This window comes from Bacillus sp. MYb209 (assembly GCF_002975175.1).
Lineage (GTDB): Bacteria > Bacillota > Bacilli > Bacillales > Bacillaceae_G > Bacillus_A.
Map to the genome: position 1 here is coordinate 1 of NZ_PCNZ01000021.1, position 18,744 is coordinate 18,744.

The window sequence follows — 18,744 nt, forward strand, 5'->3', positions numbered from 1 at the left end:
TTGTAGAAGTGTAGTAAATACATTTCGAAAGAAGGCTACAGAAGCCGAGTTAAATCGTCGATTCAGTCCCTCAGGACTTAATAAAATTCCTGTTGAAGTTTCTAATTGACTACAAAGTTGAGTAAGAGAGGTAGTAGCGATTTGTTGATTTAACCATACACACAAAGATAAAAAATGGTGCCCATGGCACTTACGTTTTCGTTTCATTCCGCCTGCTTCTATAGCTAATTGATTAAGTGTAGCGGGAGACATATATCGATATAACTCTTCGGCAAATAAAGACAGCTCTTGTTTTTGATGCATATTCATAAAAAGCACGTCACCCTTTCTCATTAACATAAGAGAATAGTAACGTGCTTTTAAGTTTAAGAATAGTCTAAATCCTTAAGTTGATGGATGTGTGGCGGTACCCCTACTTCAAAATGTTATCTCCAACTTTTTGACACATTGTTTTTCATAGAAATCACGCCACTTCAAAAGGTGTACCCTTTGATACGAAAATAATTCACATTAAATTATTGTAATTTTATATAAATTCTTCAAAATATAACATTTATATATTAATGTTATTCAATTAATTTTATAGGATCCACAATGGTGATATTCAGTCTTTGTACAATTGGATTATTAAGTAATGTAGTGAAAATAATGAATGGCACAGCGAAAATATTTAACTATGTATTATTTGTATTTATCTTATCAGCAATAATTTATTATTTATAAACTTCTTATCAAGTAGGAAGAAAAGAAAAAACACTAGCTTAATAACAGTGTTTTTTCTTTTCTATTTATAGGTCAATGTATTTTATTTGAATAAAAAAGAGGATATTATGATAAAGAAAAATAGAATAGGCACAATTATACCGGTTTTATTGATTTTATCTATTGTTAATGTTGCATACAAAATTATTTTAACTGAATTTTTTGTATACTTTTACCTGTATTTCTTTGTCCAATTGGATTTATCTTAGCTATTTTTTCCTATGTAGTAGATAAAAATATCGGAGCGAAAATCGAGATACTATTAAATGTGTTAGTATTTCTGATTCCTTTTATTTGGATGTTCGGAAGAATTACGTAGTTGAAATTCAATCCGGACATCTCTCCTATATCACTAAATCTATGAACATATAAAAAAGGAAGGGAATTTTTATAATTCTCTTCCTTTTTTATTCACGAGAAATTTCATGTTCATTTGCTGTTTAGTACTTCGAAAAATGCTGTAGAATTTATCTCTATCATTATAACAGTATAAAAGTTGGTTATAAGATGCAATATTACATATCAAAATCTTTATTTGTTCTGTTATAATTTTAAGAGTAAATTATTCATCCATTAATTTACACCATCCATATCTACAGTTATGGAAACCCTAATTACATATAAAAAGAGAGAAGAACATTGGTGAGTTCTTCTCTTTTTTTTATATACTTAATATTACTATTCATTTTGACACCCACAATTCACACATGCTCCCCGACTCCGTCGCTGATAAACCAATGTGCTGTCGCTCCCCATAATAATCCTCCTACCATACATAGAAGTTGATTTATAACAGGCCAATCAATGAGTTGAAAATGTAGCATGAATGAATAAGCGAAATTCTGTAATACCCGGACATCGGGAATTACAAACACTAGGGTGATACACATTATCCATGCAAAATGAGTAGGATTGCACGTGGAATTATTTCTCCCCATATTCGAATTGTAGCCAATGCAATGATTGATCCAAGCCACCCGATGCAAACGATTGCCACTTCTCCCACATCTGATTGTACGTTTGCTAAAAATGATCCCATCATAAACCCTCTGGAATCATTTTCACCAAAAGGGAATCCTAGTCGATCCAGCCTTTGAATATCAAACCCGCAACCATTATCATGAATAGAAAGATATTGTAGGCATCCTATTTAAAAATGAGGTGCACACCATATTAGTGAAGCTGGCATATATATTTCGTATCTATCCAAATAAAAAACAAGTACTATTAATTCCTAAATCTATTGGTTACTGTTATTTTGTATTTAATCGTCTTCTTTCTCTATAGAATTATACATGTGTTACACAAACCCACTTTTAAGTCCATATTTACTTCTTAAAATAAACAGCACCAAAGTTTTCATTAAACCTCTTACACCAAACAGAAACCGAACCATATGCACTTACATCTATCCCTTCAGGAATTCCGTAGTTTTGGTCTCCTTTATTTCCCTTTAATTTTCCTAATTCAATATACTGATAGTTTTTCACGTCTTCATTATTTTTCAAGCGATTCGTAGGAACTAATACAACTCGCACATCCGGCCCATTAGATGTTTTAAAATCAGAAAGTCGTAAAACACGTTTTCCATCCGCTAATTGATGAATTGTTGCCGTTCCAGTTGTTTCATGAACACCATTTTGAAACTGTCCTTCACTTATTACTCGATCACTTTGTTGCTTTGTTTCATTTGATTGTACTTCTGTTTGTGGCAATGCTTCATTCACTTGCTTATCAATAAATAATTTCTCTGGTCGGAACAATGACCATAAAACCCCCATTACAATTATCAAACCGCCTATAAACCATACATATTTTCTTTTCATAAAGTAAAAAACCTCCTGTAACATACTGTGTAGTAGTATGTTAGCAAGAAGGTCTTTCATTTTTATAACATAAATATTACAAAAGTCTTTCAGCGGTCTTATTTTTTCTGATGCGATGGGAAGCGTAAACCAAAATTCACTACCCTGCTTGCCGTCTGCGCGCCCCCTCTCACCATTTTATCTCTTGTGCATTTCAATCAATGATTTTGCAATAGCTAATCCAAATTCAGGGCTTTGCTTGCAAGAGTCTTAGAATTTTCGCATCAGAACCATTAAAAGTATAGTGAGGCCTATTCAGGAAACTTAAAAAGAGCAGTTAGTAAATTTAGTTTTTAACTGTGTCTTTAACTCAATAATCTTCTGAAAAATTAACAGTAGCAGAAACCTTTTGTTTTTCATTGCCAGAGACATGTCTCTCTAATTAAATCTCAGGTGTCGCATATTCTCCTGAGAAACCAATCTGAGTAATGACAACATCCATATTTTTTTCTGTTTTAAAGTGATTAATAGTTGCTTGATTAGCTGTTTCTTTAGTCTTTAGCTAGGCTTCTTTACTAAATTCATCTATTGTACCGTAATCCATAATTGCATATACATAAGCATCCAGTGTTAGTAACGTGGCACTTCCTAAGACAAATAGGGGTTTCACTAATTTTTTACTCATGTACATTCATAATTCCATTCTATTGTTTATTTATTTTGTTCATATGAACACTTTGAATTTTAAAGTACCTTATACGCTTTTTCTATTTCATTAGATGACAATAAGATTATATTTTTATAAAGTTCTTTAGAAAATTTTTATAAGGAAATATATTAATTTTGAATTGTACAAATAGGGAGAGTAACTTCAACTGTTGTTCCTTTATTTATTTCACTCTCAATAAATACCTTTCCGTGATGTGTTTCGATAATTTTATAGCAGATCATTAATCCTAAGCCAATCCCCTCTTCTTTAATACTGTAAAAAGGTTCTCCTAGATATGGTATACGTTCTTTTGAAATCCCACACCCTTGATCGATAAAACGAACGATTATTTGATCATTATCAAGTTTATCAATTTGAATCAGAATTTCTCCTCCCGTTGGCATGGATTCAATTGCGTTTTTTAAAATATTAACAAATACTTGTTTTAATTGATTTCCTTCGCATGGAATCAATGGAATACTAGGTGTAAAATCGATTCTAATTTGTATATTATTCATCATTGCTTGAGGTTGCAGTAGCGTCAAAACTTGATCCATTAGCACACCAATATCATTAGGTTGTATCTTTACCACCTGTGGTTTAGCTACCGCCATAAATTCATTTGTAATACTTTCTATAAGCTCAATCTCTGATGATACTATATTTATATAACCCTGATCATTCTCATTTCCCGTTGATTTTAGTAATTGCATAAACCCTTTCATTGCGGTTAATGGATTATTAATTTCATGAGCCATTGCAGTCGCTAATTGTCCTACGACAGCAAGTTTTTCAGATTTTCGTAGTAATTCTTCTGTTTTTAACCGTTCAGTGATATCACGAGAAATGCTTAGGAAAACTTTTTTACCATTTAAGTTAAAAACACGGACACTAAACTCAGTTGTTATTATTTTTCTTGTTGGAAAAACATATTCATCTTGCAAAGTGAAGGAAGTTTGTCCCTCTCTAATTTTTTCTAGTAACCTTACGATCATTGGAGAATCTTGTGGTACAAAATTTGGAAATGGCAACGAGAGCAGTTCTTCTCTACTATACCCAAATCTTTCACACCCAACAGGGTTTACCTCAATAAATCGACTTGGAACATGATCTTCATTCAGCTCTACTACATATACTGCGTCAGTTGCTTGTTCGATTAGTGCACGGTACTTCATTTCACTATCTCTTAATTGTTGGTGTAATCGATGCCTTTCTCTTTCTGCTTGTTTTCTTTCAGAAATATCTCTACATATTGCTGATAAAGCTATCACATTTCCTCTTACATCTAGTATAGGAGAAACTGTCAGACTAACATCAAGAAGACTTCCATCGTTACGTTGTCTAACCGTTTCTAATCTAGTAACTATGGATTCCCCTGTTAGAATTTTCCGAATATTTTCAAGTGATTCATCCATTAAGAAATCTGGTACACAAGGTAATCTCTTACCTATGATTTCTTGTGATGACCACCCAAATATCTTTTCATAAGCTTTATTGGCTTGTAAAATATGCCCTTCTCGATCAGATATGGTAATAGCATCTACATTATGCTTTATAAACGATTCCAGTAATTCTTTGGTAGCTCTTAATTCTGATTCTACCTTTTTCCTTTTGGTTATATCAACTGTAGAACCAACAACTTCAATAACTTGCCCATTTCGTTTAATCGGCCTAAGTGCAATAAGAATAATAGTTTTATCATTTGGCCAGGGTAATTCGAATATAATTTCTTTCCCTTCCCATGCCTGAAGATAATGCTTCATCAATTGTGGAACTAAATGTGGAGGAACAATAGAAGCATCAATAGTGCGTAAGCTTTTTCCTACCACCTGTTCAGAATAAAATCCTTTTTGATAATAAAACTGCCCATCACATAAAGTGTGTATAAAGTGCTTACCCACTTTTTTAAATTTAAAAATCCCGCCTTGAAGTTCATGTACGGTATCTGTGAGTTCTTGCTTCGATTTTATTAATTCTCGATTTATTTTAGATAAATCTTGTGTTAAATAATACAAACTCTGGTAAGCTTCCATAAGAAAGAGCCCGATTAGAAGTCCTAAAGCTATATATAATAAGCCTCCAGTGTAAAGCAATGTAGTATTAAAACATAAACCAACTAACCACTTTATTCCCACAAAAACAGAAAAATATAAAGATGCACTTTTAAAAGGATCAAGGTTTTTAAAATATGTTTTAAAAGTAGCAAATAGGATACTCATACTTAAATATGCAATCACGGGTGGCTCCCAATACCCACCAATGTAAAAGATACGCATTATAATAATGCTAATTAATGTAATCCAACCAGCAATGCGACCGAAGTAAATAAAAGATAAAATAAGAGGAACAACTCTAAGATCGTAGGAAAATCCCATGTACGGAAAAGAAAAGAACATCAAAGTAACTGCGATAATCCCTCCATAGAATTTTTCAAAATATCGCCTGGAATGAATCGTAAACACTTGAATAAATATTGCTGCGCTAACTAATAGAGAAAAAATAGAAAGATTGATGAAATAGTCTTTAATAATCATGTAATGTCCCTCCTTGCATTAAGTATATTCGACAAAAAAGCAGAAAATCCTACAAATAGTATAAACAGTTTAGGTGCAAAAAAATTAAAATAGATGTAAATAATCTTTAAATCTTGGACATTCTGAGATCCAAAAATTCTCTAAAGCAAATATTGAATTTACCAAAACTATGCTTTTTTTAGACTCATATAATCGTATCTACAAAAAGCAACCAGAAATATTTACTTTCATGATGGAAGTGCTCTTTTCTAGTCTAAAAAAAGCAATATATCGTTTTATTACACCAAAACTTGAAGAAAGAAATCTTCTCGAAAAGACAGAAGTACTGCATAAATTCCAAAATACTCGGCAGAAATCAACTTTCTATTTTAACAGTAATCTTATTTAGTCTGAAATTTCAATTTAACTATAAAAACGATCCTTTTTGTAGGAACCTACAGAAAAGATCGTTTTTTTTAACTCTTATTCTTTGCTGAAATGCTCATTTATGATGGGATCGAGTCATGAACCACACATTCTAATTCGAAGACATTTTTTAATATCTACGCAATTTCTCCAAAGTCTCCAATATATCATCTGTAAAAGCAGTAACTCCCTCTTTCTCTAAAGCTCTAAAATATAAACTTCTTAAAAAATCTCTAATATTTTGTACTAAAATATCATGTTGAGGATGTGGGATATCTTCAACAATTGCTATACTATGTAGCCAATTGCTCCACTCTTCTTCAGTTAAAATATTTTGATTCCGTAACGACATGATTGGCGTTACTAATCTCTCATCCTCAAAGTTTATGTATACGTAATCATTCAAGCGAACCTTCTGACGAACGGCAGCAAGGATTGCATATGAAAACTCACGATTTCGTATTGTACGTGCTAAAGCATCTAGTGCATCAGCCGCATGTGCCGTAGAGTGTGCCCAGCCTTTCCCTTCTACGTAACCCCTTACATCTTCTTCTAAATAGACATATTCCAGCACTTGTTCTGCCACACTGTACAGTTGGTCTTCAGTTAACAATGGTTCTCTTTCATGAACAGATAAAATAAGTGGTGGAATTAATACAGAGAACGCACGTTTAAAAACAGAGTCTGTTCCTTTTTCACCAATTTTATAAAATAAATAATCAGGACTAATCGCTTGTAACATTAATCCTCGTAATTCTTTTTGTCTAAATACATCATTTGTAATCCATGTGTGAAGCGTACTATAAATCAAATCATCACGTAATTCAGCATCAGGTGATCCGATATAATCTAGCATCCACTGTGCATATGGATATGCGTCGACATCGTCTGGTACAGCATAATTGTTATTTTTAATTTGTTGTAGCTCTTCTTTTAATTCTAGTACTTCATTCATTATATTTCCTGTCCCCTTTTTACGTTTTTCAACTTATTTTTGCCTTATCCCCTGTAATTTTTTTCATAAAATCAAGTCGATTTTTAAATATATTTTTAGTACCTATCCTTCTATAAACTTGATTAAATTATATAAAATTTATCCTGATAAATAAAAGAAAATACATATAAAATAAGTATTGGCATAGCACTAATACATTGGAACACCGAAGTCTCTCACTTTGTTTGCATGCATTTTATTATAGTTTTTTCATTTGTATTCAAACACAGTTACAATCAAAACTTTAATCATTTTAGAACCTGTTTAATAAATTCTGTTTTAGCTTTTGTGTATGCTTCTCTATCTTGGTTAAACCTTTGAGCCAACTCTTGCTTAAGAGTTGAATAATCATAAACTAATTGCGGATTTTCTTGTAAACGGTTACGAAATAAAAGTTGTTGCTCCCATCGCTCAGTTCCTTTAACCATCAAATGCAGATGAGCTACACGCCTATTATTCTTAACTTTCACAAAGAACCTTCTCCAAGGTCTTTCATCTAATTCTGGGCTTACATAATGCCATTCATATATAGCCAATTTAGCTGAAATATCTAGCACTCTATCAAATGAGTCTGTTTCAGCCATTAGATCAATTATAGGTTTTGCAGGTAAACCAGGTATGGATGTACTTCCTATATGTATTACCTTGCTTACACCGAGAGGAGCAAGCAGTTCATAAAGTTACTGTTCTTCACATCTTCCTTTATCTTGCCAATCAGGATTTGCATTAACTATCTCTACTGACTCATTCGCCCATAAAGGCCAATCATTTGGATTATTTTTTTTATCCATCCAAAACATCTCCTTTCACAAATTATAACACTATTTTTTATGTTGAAATTCCATGTTTATAGAGACAAATTATTTCGGTTCATTATTTTAACTCATTCAAAACTGCAATAATTTTTATTACATCTATATTTGGTAGAGTTTAAACCCTAGATGGCTACACCCTTTCTACCTTTTTATTCTGCTATATAAACGATTTTATATTCCTTTAAATACAACTTCCGGATTCTCAAAATCACTATTAGAAAATACAACATCCGCACACTCTTTCGGATTATGCTCGTCTATATACATCTTACAAGCTGCATGATACCTGTTCAAAAACATCTTCTCCGCTTCTTCATAACTTCCAAAAGCTTCAGTCTCTCGCTTTGCACCACGTTTTCTCGCAATCTCAAAATCTGTATCTACAAAAATTTTATAATCAAATAGATGCTCAACTTCTTTTTTCAATAAAAATGTTCCATCTACTATTAACACCATATTTGGCGAGGCCACTAGCGGCTCATTATGTACAGGGATATCCGTTATTAAGTTATGAGAAATCGTTTCATAACTTAAATTCCCGTGAGGTCCTAAAGGCTTTAATAACCTTTCTTTAAAAGCTGTATAATCATGTGCATCTTCGTAATACCCTCTTGCGGATCCTTTTCCTTGCGCATATCGAATCGCCCTCGGGTTATGAAAGTCGTCAATGCTGGCACGTGTTACTTGCTCTCCCCATTTTTTAATTTCTTCCGCTAATTCGTTCGCAAATGTTGTCTTTCCTGACGCCGTAATACCACTCACTCCAACTCTTATTGGATGAGTTAAGTTTAACGTTAAAATATGATCAGCAATTTCTTTCATTCGTTTTTGGCGATGCACGATATGACCTCCTCATTTTTGTTTACATAACAAAATTATGATGAATAAAAATGTCACTACTTGTCGGTAAGTCGATATATTTTTATTGATTTACATATTCCTTATTTCCCCTTAAACCCTCGATACAAAGCAGTTCGTAACTCCTGCTTATATTCCTCAATTTCTGGCATATCGAGCTCTTCTGCTAATCGAATTGCTAATTCAATATCATACGGTACACGTACGAGTTGAATGGAAAAGCTCGCTGCTTCTTTTTCATTGTATGTTCCTTCAAAAATTAAATAGGAAGCTTGTGTAATTTCAAGTGGATTTCCTACGCTACCAGCATTACATAACGTTTTCCCCCTAAAATTTTGAACGTATGCTTGATGAACGTCACCGTAGCAAACGACATCTGGTTTTCTTTCCCCTTCTATATTCTCTGTCAACTCACTATTTTCGAACATACTAACACGCTCTTCTCTTGAAGCGTGTGGTTGAATTCTTTCATACAAACTTCTCGGTGAAGCGTGGAACATACGAATGAGTTTGCCGCTCATAAAAAATTCGATTGAAAATGGTAAACTCCTTAAATACTCATTTTGTTCTTCTGACAATTGTTTTTGATGCCATTTTAACGCTTCAAATTCAGTCGGTTTTGTAATGAAATCATCCCAGTTTCCCATTACTACTCCTTCACATTCTTTACGAACAATTTCAATTACTTCGCTAGAATGAGGGCCTTTTCCTACTAAATCTCCAAGACAAATAATGCGCTCAATACCTCGTAATTTAATATCTTTCAGTACAGATTCTAATGCCGGAATATTACCATGAATATCTGAAATTACCGCTATTTTATCCAAATGAAACCCTCCATTATCTATTGTTTATTATATCCACATGATATGATTGGTACCATTTCGGAATATAGGATGAAAAATGATTATGTTCTTCTAAAATTCTGTTTAATCTCTCTTTCATATTCTCTACTAAATGTGGTGTAGTTCGGTTTGTCCATACGATATCCGCTGGGAATGTCATCGCTGCATATAATGAATACAGTTTCCAAAAATGGGGTGACAGTTCACCTCCGCAATAACCGTGAACTTGACCAACCGCAAATGGTTTGCTTATTCTTGTAGTAAAAATCGCTACGTTATAAAAATCATGTATTGGATCGCCAAAATCATATCCACCAAAATCAATAACGATAAACTCCTTATTATGAATCATACTATTCGCTGGATGGAAGTCATCATGTAAAAATGTGATAGGACGATTTTTTAATAAGTCTTTATGATTCTCTACAAAGGTTAATACTGGCTTCATATCTAGAAAGTCTACCTCTAAGTCTGCTAATGCTTTCAAGTATCTCTCGTACTTGTTCCACCGAAACGTTTCCCACGAAGCAATGACATTCTCTTTTTCTATTGCATGAATTCTCTTTAAAACTTCTCCCGCTCTTTTCCCCGCAGCATACTGCTCTTTCACCGATAACTTGCCTAAACTCTCTTCTCCATTTACTCCGTCAATCCATTCAAATATTTGAACGCATTTATTTAATTCTTCAAGTCTTATGAAATGAGTTAACTTCGGCGTTGGAATATGTAATAACTCTATTTGTTTCATATACGTATATTCTTCTTGTTTTCGTTCAAAGTTAACAGCATCACATACTTTTATAAAATACGTTACTCGGTTTTCTAATTCCATTTTATATTTCTCTTCATGTGAAAACCCTTTTGAAATAGCTGTACATTTTACAATACGAGGCCACCCTAGTTTTCTCTCTATCTCTCTGAACATTTCTTCCACAAAGTTCACCTCTATTCATATACGTACAAACTACCTAATACTTCACGCTCTCGTTTATTTCCACCTTTAAACTCCACCGCAAACGGATATTCCCCGTACTGCATTATACGTTCTTTTACTAGACCTTCCCCAATCGGTTCACAAAATTGTACGCTAATATTTCCAAACGATACACTTTGACATTCAGCATTCCACTTTACATTTTTTGTGGCCAAGCTTACTGTTAGTCCCATTACTTCTTTCCATTTCCGCACTGTTTCTCGAACATTTTTCACCGCATAATGAATCGTTTCAATTTGTTGTACTTTGTTTTTATGTTCCGTAATCGTCCCTATTTCACGTAAATCGTTTCTTCTTTCTTCATCCGTTTCATTCCACTGTATAAAGAATGGTAATCTCGGTCCGTTCTCTTCTTGCTTTACAAATAACATTTTCCATTCTAAAAGGCGGCCATCTTTTCTCATCCGTTTCCCTTTAAATGGTCCTATCGTTTGTAAGCCATGTTTGCTTAATTTATCTGCTAGTTCTTCAATTTCATTTGTTCGAATTGCGATTTGTAGCATTCCTTCTCCATTTTGTAATTTCACCACTGTTTCTTGTACTAATGGATTTTCTGCTTCCTTCGCTTTTTCTTCATGCTGAACAGCTAAAAATTCTATATATGATAAATCAAAATAACATAAACTATTCCAAGTACCCCAGTTTGTATGCTGTCCGCCTAACGCAGTATGAAAACCTAGTACCTGCATTTGTTTTGCCGCTTCCTCCGGTGTACAATGAACTGCGTGAACGAGATGATCAAATGCTAACATATTCTTTCTCCCCTTTCTCTCCATCCTTTCATTGTATATTTTATTTTTCTTTCATTCAATTCAAAAAACTTTAAAACCTAGTTGATTTATACGATTAATATGTATTATAATGAAACAAATTTAATTATTGCTGATTGGAAAAACCAAAGGCACTTTTCTCACACGGGAAAAGTGCCTTTTTCATTTATTATTACAGGGGGATTATTTATGCAGAAATTAATTATCTTTTCTATTATCGGATTTTTCGCTCAATTGATTGATGGAGCGCTTGGAATGGCGTATGGGGTAACGTCTTCCTCTTTATTATTAATGTTTGGTATTGCACCAGCTGTTGCTTCTGCATCGGTTCATTTAGCTGAAGTAGTCACTACTGCCGCTTCCGGTGCATCTCATATACGATTCGGAAACGTTGATAAATATACAGTTTCTAGACTTACATTGCCAGGAGCGATTGGCGCTTTTGTCGGAGCATGTTTTTTAAGTAATTTACCGGGCGATATTATTAAACCGTACATTTCCTTATTTTTATTTACTTTAGGGGTTTATATTTTATTACGATTCATCATTCAAAAACAAATTGTTGCTTCAAATAAGCGTATGTCTGCTAAACAACTTGTGCCACTTGGCTTGTTCGCAGGATTTGTTGATTCAACTGGCGGTGGTGGCTGGGGACCTATTACGACACCTGTTCTTCTTGCAAAAGGGAATGATGCTAGAAAAGTTATTGGATCTGTAGATACGAGCGAATTTCCTGTTTCACTCGCTGCAACAATCGGCTTTTTCATCTCACTTGGTTGGGAACAAATAAGCTGGGTTTGGGTATTTGCCCTAATGCTCGGTGGTATTGTTGCCGCACCAATCGCGGCATGGTTAGTACGCATCGTTCCTTCGCATTTACTCGGCGTACTCGTTGGCGGACTTATTATTTTTACGAATATACGTACATTGCTTACATCATTTAAAGTTGATCCAACTATTATTACACTTTCTTATGTTGCAGTTGGTCTTGTCGTTATTATTTCTATTTTTATTTCTGTCCGTAACCATTCAAAGTATTCGAAACAAGCGACGAGTAGCTATCCAACAGATCAAAAACAAATGCTACCATAATTACGCAAAATACCGCCCGATTTGCTTCGAGCGGTATTCTTTATTTTTCAATCTTCCAATTGATCATCGTTTCTGTATTATTTACTCTTTTCATATGTAATTTCTCTAATACACGAATAGAGCTATAATTATCAAGGAGTGTCTCCGCTATAATCGTTTCCACTTCTCCTGTTTGAAAAGCCCATTTCATTAATTCACTAACTGCTTCTGTTGCATAACCTTCATTCCAATATTTCTCAATAAATCCGTAACCAATTTCTACTGTATGTTGCTCGTTCGGTTTCCCTTTAAATCCTATATCACCTAGAACAACATCATCCTCTTTCCGAATAACATACCACGCGCCCCACGGTAATACAGCCGCATCTTGTTTCAAATTTTCTATATGCCCTAAAATATGCGGGCCACTATTGTATCCTTGATTATTCGTAATTTGAACCCATTCTTCCGTACACGGGATAATATGTAATCTTTCCGTTTCTAATTTCATAACGATGTCCCCTTTTCAATTAAACAATACTACAATTTTACTATAAATATATAGAATATTCATTCTTTTTTACGTAAACATATGTTTATTCTTTGAAACAAAATAAAAAACTAATCCCTTTTGATATTTATGTCGAATTATATTTTCTGAATTTTCTTTTAATTTTAAAGGGTTTTTCAATATTTTTTGCGAAACATTTGTATAACAATTTCTTTCTTTATTTATTGTTACATAACAGCAGGTTCGGGTGGAGCTTTGCGAGCGTTTCCTATACAATAACCGATATTTTTTGACTTTTCCTAACAAAATCCCTTGCAATATTTTCAGAAACTCATTACAATTGCCATATATTAAAAATCATAGCAATGAATAAATCCTCATCAATCCGATGAGGTAGAGGTTGCAACTTTTAAGAGTAGAACGGCCGAGACACAGAGAATGTCACCCGACTCCGTTTAAAAGGAAAAGTTGCCGAAGTTTATATTTCTTCTCTGGAAATATTGGCTGGGGCTGTCTCCGAAAGGAACAGAACTGTCACGTTTACAAAATACCGAGTAAACGTGGTGTGCTATCTTAACGGAAGGGTATGATGGGGTGGTTATTTGTGAAACGTTCCGCCTAATTCTTTTGGCGGTTTTTTGTATTTTTCTCCCCCGCTCCTTCCTATCTTACAAGAAAAGGAGTGTTGAACATGAATAGCGCAACGAATCAAGCTACCTCTAAAACGCAAACTACACAAGGACAAGGTGAATTAAAACGCGGATTAAAATCTCGTCACCTTACGATGATTTCTCTCGGTGGTACAATCGGTACCGGACTATTTCTTGCCAGCGGTGGTGTTATCCATTCGGCTGGTCCTGGCGGTGCACTAGTCGCATACGCTGCAATTGGAATTATGGTTTATTTCTTAATGACAAGCTTAGCAGAACTCGCAGCTTACATGCCTGTTACTGGATCTTTTAGCACTTATGCAACAAAATTTGTTGATCCATCACTTGGCTTTGCACTTGGATGGAACTATTGGTATAACTGGGCGATTACGATCGCTGCTGAACTAGCGGCCGTAACATTAATTATGAAATTTTGGTTCCCAGATACACCTTCTCTTATTTGGAGTGGACTTTGTTTAGCTATTATTTTTCTCTTAAACTATTTATCTGTTAAAGGTTTTGGTGAATCTGAATATTGGTTCGCACTTATTAAAGTAGTTACTATTATTATCTTTTTAATTGTCGGTTTTATGATGATTTTTGGAATTATGGGCGGCGAATCTGTCGGCTTTAAAAACTTCACTGTTGCAGATGCACCATTTAACGGTGGAATCATGGCAATTATCGGTGTATTTATGGCTGCTGGTTTCTCATTCCAAGGAACTGAATTATTAGGAGTGGCTGCTGGTGAAACTGCTGATCCAGAACGCAATATTCCGAAAGCAATTCGTTCTATCTTTTGGCGCATTATATTATTCTATATTTTAGCAATTCTTGTTATCGGTTTATTAATTCCTTATACGACTGATAGCCTTGCAGCAAGTGATGTTACAGTAAGTCCATTTACACTTGTATTTGAAAAAGCGGGCGTTGCCTTCGCTGCTTCTGTTATGAACGCTGTTATTTTAACTGCAGTTTTATCTGCTGGTAACTCTGGCATGTATGCATCAACTCGTATGCTTTGGGATTTAGCTCGCCAAGGAAAAGCACCAAAGTTCTTAGGCAAATTAGATAGCCGCGGTGTACCTGTTAACGCATTAATCGCAACATCAGTAGTTGGTAGTGTCGCTTTCATCGCTTCTTTATACGGTGACGGTGTTGTATACATTTGGTTATTAAATGCTTCTGGGATGTCAGGATTTATTGCTTGGGTAGGAATTGCTGTTAGTCATTACCGTTTCCGAAAAGCTTATGTTGCACAAGGGAAAGATTTAAAAGATTTACCGTATAGAGCAAAATGGTTCCCGTTCGGTCCAATCTTTGCATTTACACTTTGTGTTATCGTTATTTTAGGTCAAAACTACGGAGCATTTACGGGAGCATCTATCGATTGGAACGGTGTGCTCGTTTCTTACATCGGTTTACCACTCTTCTTAGTACTATGGTTAGGTTATAAATTTACTAAGAAAACGAAAGTCATTCCACTTGATAAATGTGAACTGAAATAAAGTAAAACGAGCAAACAAATTTGTTTGCTCGTTTTTTATTGCAATGCTTCTCCCTTCCCTATTTCTCCTGTTTTTGCAATAATAGAGAAAATATAAATAAAGGTTGGGGTTACATGAACATTCGTATTACTGATGAAGCAATAGCAGCTATACATAGACTAGAACGTGAAGACAAAAAGATCATTCGCATTAGAGGAACAATGACAAACTCTTGCAGCATTTTCGTTGATGTTGATTTAATTTGGGATACATATAATGCGGATGATGTTGTATATGAAGATGAACAGCTTATTGTACAAATGGACTCATTCACGAAAGACTACACTGGTGCTACGGTGAAACTTGATTATAAGACGACTGGTTTTAGCATTACGACTCCTAGTGAGACGTTGGTGTATGGATTGTCGATTAAAAAATAAAAATTGTTTTTAACTGACCACTGAGGTGAAAAAATGGGTAGCAAATCACATCAATGATATTACGAAAGAAGATAAAGAAATTGTTTTTCATTGGTTGCGAGAATTGCTCAATAATAACCATCCTGTCAATCCATGGATTATGAAACATGGGTTAAGAACGGTGATAAAAAATGGCTGTTTACCAAAAGATTTTTGTTTTTAATTATTTGTAAAGAAAGCAACAATCTATATGAAAACAGCTAATAATAAACACGTTTATACTTCATTTGGAAGTATAAACGTGTTTTCTCTTTAAAACATTAACATTGTCTTAAAATATTTTGAAACATTTCCGGCTTATTTTGTTCAAAACTCTCTATTAGTTCTTTTCCAAATATCGTTATACTCTTTTCCCAAGGGTGACCTAAATACCCCCACTTAAAGTCCTTCTGAATAAAGAAATAATAATCTCCATTTGGAAAAATCGGGATTGTCCACTCATCAAATTCATTTCTATCGAACTTTAAATGTGGATTTACCCAGTAACATTCATGTTGCCAATCAAGTGCCATTATATATTCATCCGATACTGTATTCTCTTTAAAAACTAGTAATGCTTTTTCTTCAAGTTCGTCATATACATCTAAATCTACCGACTCTCCGAAGTAATGAGAAATATCATATGTAACAAAAGGACTTGGCACCTTAAATGATGGAAATGTAGAATCACTTGGCGAAAACTTAAGCTCACTATATATCCTGTCCCATATTTGGTCGTACTCTTTGTCTGTAAACTCCATCCAATTTTTCATTAAACAACTGCCTTCCCTTATAATTTCAAAGGATTTTCACTCGATTTTCCCGAATATATAAATAACTATTCTCGCAAGGAGCGAATTTGTATGAATCTATTTGAACATGAAACGTAAAACCGCTTCATTTTAATAAGAGGTCCTCCCTTTCTCATTTCTTACTATATCATTCATTAACAAAATAGGAGGACATAATATGAAACGTGATCCATTATTTTCGGCACTATTAGATAGTGCAAAGACAAACTTTAGCGGCTGGGATTTTTCTTTCATTTCAGAAACTGGCCGTATGAATAGCGAGCCTCTATCGTGGTCATATGGTAGTACAGCCTTCCAGCTTATGCAACGTGCAAAATCAATGCTAGATATGGGTACTGGCGGCGGAGAGTTTTTATCTATGTTACAACCGTTCCCGTCAACTATTTACGTTACTGAGGGCTATGCTCCGAATGTCCCAATTGCACGAAAGAAATTAGAACCTTTAGGAGTTACAGTTGTAGAAGTGACCGATGATACTGCTTTACCATTTCAAGATGGTCAGTTTGATTTAATTGTGAATCAACATGAATCATATGCTGCTTCCGAGGTAAAACGAATCCTTTCTCCAAATGGGATATTCCTTACTCAACAAGTCGGTGGTTTTGATTGCGCCCATCTTAATGAGCTGTTTGGTGCACCGCTTAATTCAGAATTTGCAAGTTGGTCACTCGAAACAGCATGTAGTGAATTAGAGCAAAATGGATTTACTATTTTAGAAGCAAAAGAAGAGTTCCCTTTTCAACGTTTTTATGATGTCGGTGCTGTCGTCTATTATTTAAAAGCAATTCCATGGCAAATTCCTGACTTTACTGTTGAAAGCTATACTGAGGAATTATATCGAATACATGAAATCATCTTGCAAAAAGGATATTTCGATGTAAAGCAGCACCGCTTTATCATTAAAGCAAATTATGTAGAGCAAAATTTGAATTAGCATTCCCTGCAAAAAAGCCAAATTCCAATAAAGGATTTGGCTTTTTCTTCGTATTTTAACGTATCTTCTCTTATTGAGAAACGAGATGTTTTACATATCGTTTTTTCGTATCATCTTCTGTCAGAAGAGCAGTTGTGTATTCAACAATATTACGATTATCATAAATAAATGTATGCTCTAAATTGTTTTCGTCTTTTAGTAACCTCAGTAAGTATCTTTGTAAATGGCTAATTACACCTCTGTTATCATCATCTAATATCCAATCAATTGACTTCCATTCTAATATACCTTCATCAGTGCTTAATGGCGTATCGATATGTACTTCATCTGGTAAATCAGCAAGAAATACATACATTCCATCACTATCCCGAGGCTCATCCTTTTCTTTAAAAATGACATTACCCTTATAAGTTACATCATGAAGTTGAATACCCGTTTCCTCAAACGTTTCTCTAATTACTCCTTCATATGGGGTTTCATTATCCTCCATTTTACCTCCAACGCCATTCCACATTCCCATTGTCGGCTTTTTGTTTCTATTTAACAGAAGTATTTTATCCCCTTTTCTAATGAAGCATATTGTGTACTTATACATATCATCATATCCTTTCTATTTCCTAACCGTTAACTTAATATAAAAGCGTTAATTATTATCCTCTTTATAGGAGCACCTGCGGATTAAAGGTCCATCTAATTCATTGATTGTTTCTGAGGAAAATAAAATAAAAATACTAAACTAGTCTAGTATTTTCATTTTCGAAAAAGGATAATATATAAATTCCACCTTGCCAATAACGTTATCTTCTTCAATATAACCTAAACCATTTCGACTATCCTTACTATGTTCACGATTGTCTCCCATTACAAATAACTTATTTGGTGGAATTTTTGTCTTTTGAAAGTTGTAAAACACTTGTGTATTGTTGAATAAATATTTATTTATATAAGGTTCATCTTGCTTTTTGTCATTTACGTATACAATTCCATTCGTTATGCTAATTACGTCACCAGGAAGCCCTATTACACGTTTTACATAATATTTCGATCCATCCTCTTCCTTAATAATGACGATTTCTCCGTGCTGTATGCTAGAAAAAAGTACCGCAGCTTTATTTACAAATACGTAGTCTTCTTCATGTAAAGTTGGCTGCATTGATTTTCCTTCCACCTTACATAAAGTGAAAGACTGGTACGCTCCTACTAGGACAAATATAAATAGTATGTACTTTCCCCAACCTCTCTTAATCTCCTCTTTCATATCCATTCCCACCTTATCAAAACACTTTTCAACTCAAAAATATATCACTGCACAATATGTTTTCATTTGCGC

General features: G+C 34.2%; 17 protein-coding genes, 6 pseudogenes and 1 riboswitch. Of the genes and pseudogenes, 8 read left to right on the plus strand and 15 right to left on the minus strand.

Annotated features, from left to right (window positions below):
- Nucleotides 1–309: pseudogene (locus CQZ94_RS22835) on the minus strand (IS4 family transposase); the annotation flags it as partial.
- A 521-nt stretch (nucleotides 310–830) separates the two neighbouring features.
- On the opposite strand from CQZ94_RS22835, the pseudogene CQZ94_RS31855 reads away from it, so the two are divergent.
- A pseudogene (locus CQZ94_RS31855) lies at nucleotides 831–1,081 on the plus strand (hypothetical protein).
- A gap of 570 nt (nucleotides 1,082–1,651) precedes the next feature.
- On the opposite strand, the gene CQZ94_RS31860 reads toward CQZ94_RS31855, so the two are convergent.
- Nucleotides 1,652–1,801: a hypothetical protein gene (locus tag CQZ94_RS31860; protein ID WP_242236748.1), complete on the minus strand. Its 150-nt coding sequence runs from the start codon at nucleotides 1,799–1,801 to the stop codon at nucleotides 1,652–1,654.
- 137 nt (nucleotides 1,802–1,938) lie between these two features.
- Between CQZ94_RS31860 and CQZ94_RS22850 the strand changes: the two genes are divergently transcribed.
- Nucleotides 1,939–2,049 carry a helix-turn-helix domain-containing protein gene (locus CQZ94_RS22850; protein WP_242236746.1) on the plus strand — a complete coding sequence of 37 codons (111 nt, stop codon included), beginning with the start codon at nucleotides 1,939–1,941 and terminating at the stop codon, nucleotides 2,047–2,049.
- A gap of 41 nt (nucleotides 2,050–2,090) precedes the next feature.
- Here CQZ94_RS22850 and CQZ94_RS22855 read toward each other — a convergent pair whose 3' ends face one another.
- The 3 genes and pseudogenes from CQZ94_RS22855 to CQZ94_RS22860 form a co-directional block, all read right to left on the minus strand.
- Nucleotides 2,091–2,588: a DM13 domain-containing protein gene (locus tag CQZ94_RS22855; RefSeq protein ID WP_105587209.1), complete on the minus strand. Its 498-nt coding sequence runs from the start codon at nucleotides 2,586–2,588 to the stop codon at nucleotides 2,091–2,093.
- A 76-nt stretch (nucleotides 2,589–2,664) separates the two neighbouring features.
- A pseudogene (locus tag CQZ94_RS32430) lies at nucleotides 2,665–2,810 on the minus strand (sensor histidine kinase); the annotation flags it as partial.
- A 594-nt stretch (nucleotides 2,811–3,404) separates the two neighbouring features.
- The gene (locus tag CQZ94_RS22860; RefSeq protein WP_105587210.1) at nucleotides 3,405–5,810 is read right to left on the minus strand and encodes a PAS domain S-box protein; all 2,406 of its coding nucleotides are present in this window, start codon (nucleotides 5,808–5,810) and stop codon (nucleotides 3,405–3,407) included.
- A gap of 118 nt (nucleotides 5,811–5,928) precedes the next feature.
- Here CQZ94_RS22860 and CQZ94_RS32250 point away from each other — a divergent pair.
- A pseudogene (locus tag CQZ94_RS32250) lies at nucleotides 5,929–6,192 on the plus strand (hypothetical protein); the annotation flags it as partial.
- 153 nt (nucleotides 6,193–6,345) lie between these two features.
- On the opposite strand, the gene CQZ94_RS22870 reads toward CQZ94_RS32250, so the two are convergent.
- The 6 genes and pseudogenes from CQZ94_RS22870 to CQZ94_RS22895 all read right to left on the minus strand — a co-directional run bounded on the left by CQZ94_RS22870 (nucleotide 6,346) and on the right by CQZ94_RS22895 (nucleotide 11,473).
- A complete protein-coding gene (locus CQZ94_RS22870) occupies nucleotides 6,346–7,170 on the minus strand; it encodes a DUF2785 domain-containing protein (protein ID WP_105587211.1) in 825 nt (274 codons plus the stop codon).
- Nucleotides 7,171–7,457: 287 nt separating this feature from the next.
- A pseudogene (locus CQZ94_RS22875) lies at nucleotides 7,458–8,000 on the minus strand (GrpB family protein).
- 195 nt (nucleotides 8,001–8,195) lie between these two features.
- Entirely contained in the window at nucleotides 8,196–8,864 is a 669-nt protein-coding gene (locus CQZ94_RS22880) for a nucleoside/nucleotide kinase family protein (protein ID WP_105587212.1), read from the minus strand.
- 101 nt (nucleotides 8,865–8,965) lie between these two features.
- Nucleotides 8,966–9,709 (minus strand): metallophosphoesterase family protein, encoded by a 744-nt coding sequence (locus CQZ94_RS22885; RefSeq protein ID WP_105587213.1) that lies wholly within the window; start codon nucleotides 9,707–9,709, stop codon nucleotides 8,966–8,968.
- Nucleotides 9,710–9,722: 13 nt separating this feature from the next.
- Nucleotides 9,723–10,661, minus strand: a complete 939-nt coding sequence (locus CQZ94_RS22890; protein WP_105587214.1) for an aminoglycoside phosphotransferase family protein — start codon at nucleotides 10,659–10,661, stop codon at nucleotides 9,723–9,725.
- Nucleotides 10,662–10,672: 11 nt separating this feature from the next.
- Nucleotides 10,673–11,473 (minus strand): VOC family protein, encoded by an 801-nt coding sequence (locus CQZ94_RS22895; protein WP_105587215.1) that lies wholly within the window; start codon nucleotides 11,471–11,473, stop codon nucleotides 10,673–10,675.
- A gap of 207 nt (nucleotides 11,474–11,680) precedes the next feature.
- On the opposite strand from CQZ94_RS22895, the gene CQZ94_RS22900 reads away from it, so the two are divergent.
- A complete protein-coding gene (locus CQZ94_RS22900) occupies nucleotides 11,681–12,583 on the plus strand; it encodes a sulfite exporter TauE/SafE family protein (RefSeq protein ID WP_142395912.1) in 903 nt (300 codons plus the stop codon).
- A gap of 40 nt (nucleotides 12,584–12,623) precedes the next feature.
- Here CQZ94_RS22900 and CQZ94_RS22905 read toward each other — a convergent pair whose 3' ends face one another.
- On the minus strand, nucleotides 12,624–13,073 hold the full coding sequence (locus CQZ94_RS22905; protein ID WP_105587217.1) for a GNAT family N-acetyltransferase: 450 nt from the start codon (nucleotides 13,071–13,073) through the stop codon (nucleotides 12,624–12,626).
- Between the two features lie 386 nt (nucleotides 13,074–13,459).
- Nucleotides 13,460–13,652: riboswitch (Lysine riboswitch) on the plus strand.
- A 112-nt stretch (nucleotides 13,653–13,764) separates the two neighbouring features.
- On the opposite strand from CQZ94_RS22905, the gene CQZ94_RS22910 reads away from it, so the two are divergent.
- The 3 genes and pseudogenes from CQZ94_RS22910 to CQZ94_RS22920 all read left to right on the plus strand — a co-directional run.
- Nucleotides 13,765–15,231, plus strand: a complete 1,467-nt coding sequence (locus CQZ94_RS22910) for an amino acid permease (RefSeq protein WP_105587218.1) — start codon at nucleotides 13,765–13,767, stop codon at nucleotides 15,229–15,231.
- Between the two features lie 113 nt (nucleotides 15,232–15,344).
- Entirely contained in the window at nucleotides 15,345–15,650 is a 306-nt protein-coding gene (locus CQZ94_RS22915) for an iron-sulfur cluster biosynthesis family protein (protein WP_142395913.1), read from the plus strand.
- Nucleotides 15,651–15,675: 25 nt separating this feature from the next.
- Nucleotides 15,676–15,852 (plus strand): annotated as a pseudogene (locus CQZ94_RS22920) (DNA alkylation repair protein); the annotation flags it as partial.
- Between the two features lie 97 nt (nucleotides 15,853–15,949).
- Here the strand turns inward: CQZ94_RS22920 and CQZ94_RS22925 are convergent.
- Entirely contained in the window at nucleotides 15,950–16,441 is a 492-nt protein-coding gene (locus tag CQZ94_RS22925) for a DUF2716 domain-containing protein (protein ID WP_105587221.1), read from the minus strand.
- Between the two features lie 196 nt (nucleotides 16,442–16,637).
- Between CQZ94_RS22925 and CQZ94_RS22930 the strand changes: the two genes are divergently transcribed.
- Nucleotides 16,638–17,414: a class I SAM-dependent methyltransferase gene (locus CQZ94_RS22930; protein WP_105587222.1), complete on the plus strand. Its 777-nt coding sequence runs from the start codon at nucleotides 16,638–16,640 to the stop codon at nucleotides 17,412–17,414.
- Nucleotides 17,415–17,484: 70 nt separating this feature from the next.
- Here the strand turns inward: CQZ94_RS22930 and CQZ94_RS22935 are convergent, their stop codons facing one another.
- Together CQZ94_RS22935 and lepB are read right to left on the minus strand one after the other, a co-directional pair.
- On the minus strand, nucleotides 17,485–18,009 hold the full coding sequence (locus tag CQZ94_RS22935) for an NUDIX hydrolase (RefSeq protein ID WP_105587223.1): 525 nt from the start codon (nucleotides 18,007–18,009) through the stop codon (nucleotides 17,485–17,487).
- 141 nt (nucleotides 18,010–18,150) lie between these two features.
- Entirely contained in the window at nucleotides 18,151–18,672 is a 522-nt protein-coding gene (lepB, locus tag CQZ94_RS22940) for a signal peptidase I (RefSeq protein WP_105587224.1), read from the minus strand.
- Between the last annotated feature and the right edge of the window lie 72 nt (nucleotides 18,673–18,744).

Bases quoted from the DNA above. Each gene is read 5' to 3' on its own strand.
- CQZ94_RS31860 (WP_242236748.1), bottom strand. From the start codon at position 1,801: ATGGGATCATTTTTAGCAAACGTACAATCAGATGTGGGAGAAGTGGCA.
- CQZ94_RS22855 (WP_105587209.1), bottom strand. From the start codon at position 2,588: ATGAAAAGAAAATATGTATGGTTTATAGGCGGTTTGATAATTGTAATG.
- CQZ94_RS22860 (WP_105587210.1), bottom strand. From the start codon at position 5,810: ATGATTATTAAAGACTATTTCATCAATCTTTCTATTTTTTCTCTATTA.
- CQZ94_RS22870 (WP_105587211.1), bottom strand. From the start codon at position 7,170: ATGAATGAAGTACTAGAATTAAAAGAAGAGCTACAACAAATTAAAAAT.
- CQZ94_RS22895 (WP_105587215.1), bottom strand. From the start codon at position 11,473: ATGTTAGCATTTGATCATCTCGTTCACGCAGTTCATTGTACACCGGAG.
- CQZ94_RS22900 (WP_142395912.1), top strand. From the start codon at position 11,681: ATGCAGAAATTAATTATCTTTTCTATTATCGGATTTTTCGCTCAATTG.
- CQZ94_RS22905 (WP_105587217.1), bottom strand. From the start codon at position 13,073: ATGAAATTAGAAACGGAAAGATTACATATTATCCCGTGTACGGAAGAA.
- CQZ94_RS22910 (WP_105587218.1), top strand. From the start codon at position 13,765: ATGAATAGCGCAACGAATCAAGCTACCTCTAAAACGCAAACTACACAA.
- CQZ94_RS22915 (WP_142395913.1), top strand. From the start codon at position 15,345: ATGAACATTCGTATTACTGATGAAGCAATAGCAGCTATACATAGACTA.
- CQZ94_RS22925 (WP_105587221.1), bottom strand. From the start codon at position 16,441: ATGAAAAATTGGATGGAGTTTACAGACAAAGAGTACGACCAAATATGG.
- CQZ94_RS22930 (WP_105587222.1), top strand. From the start codon at position 16,638: ATGAAACGTGATCCATTATTTTCGGCACTATTAGATAGTGCAAAGACA.
- CQZ94_RS22935 (WP_105587223.1), bottom strand. From the start codon at position 18,009: ATGTATAAGTACACAATATGCTTCATTAGAAAAGGGGATAAAATACTT.
- lepB (WP_105587224.1), bottom strand. From the start codon at position 18,672: ATGAAAGAGGAGATTAAGAGAGGTTGGGGAAAGTACATACTATTTATA.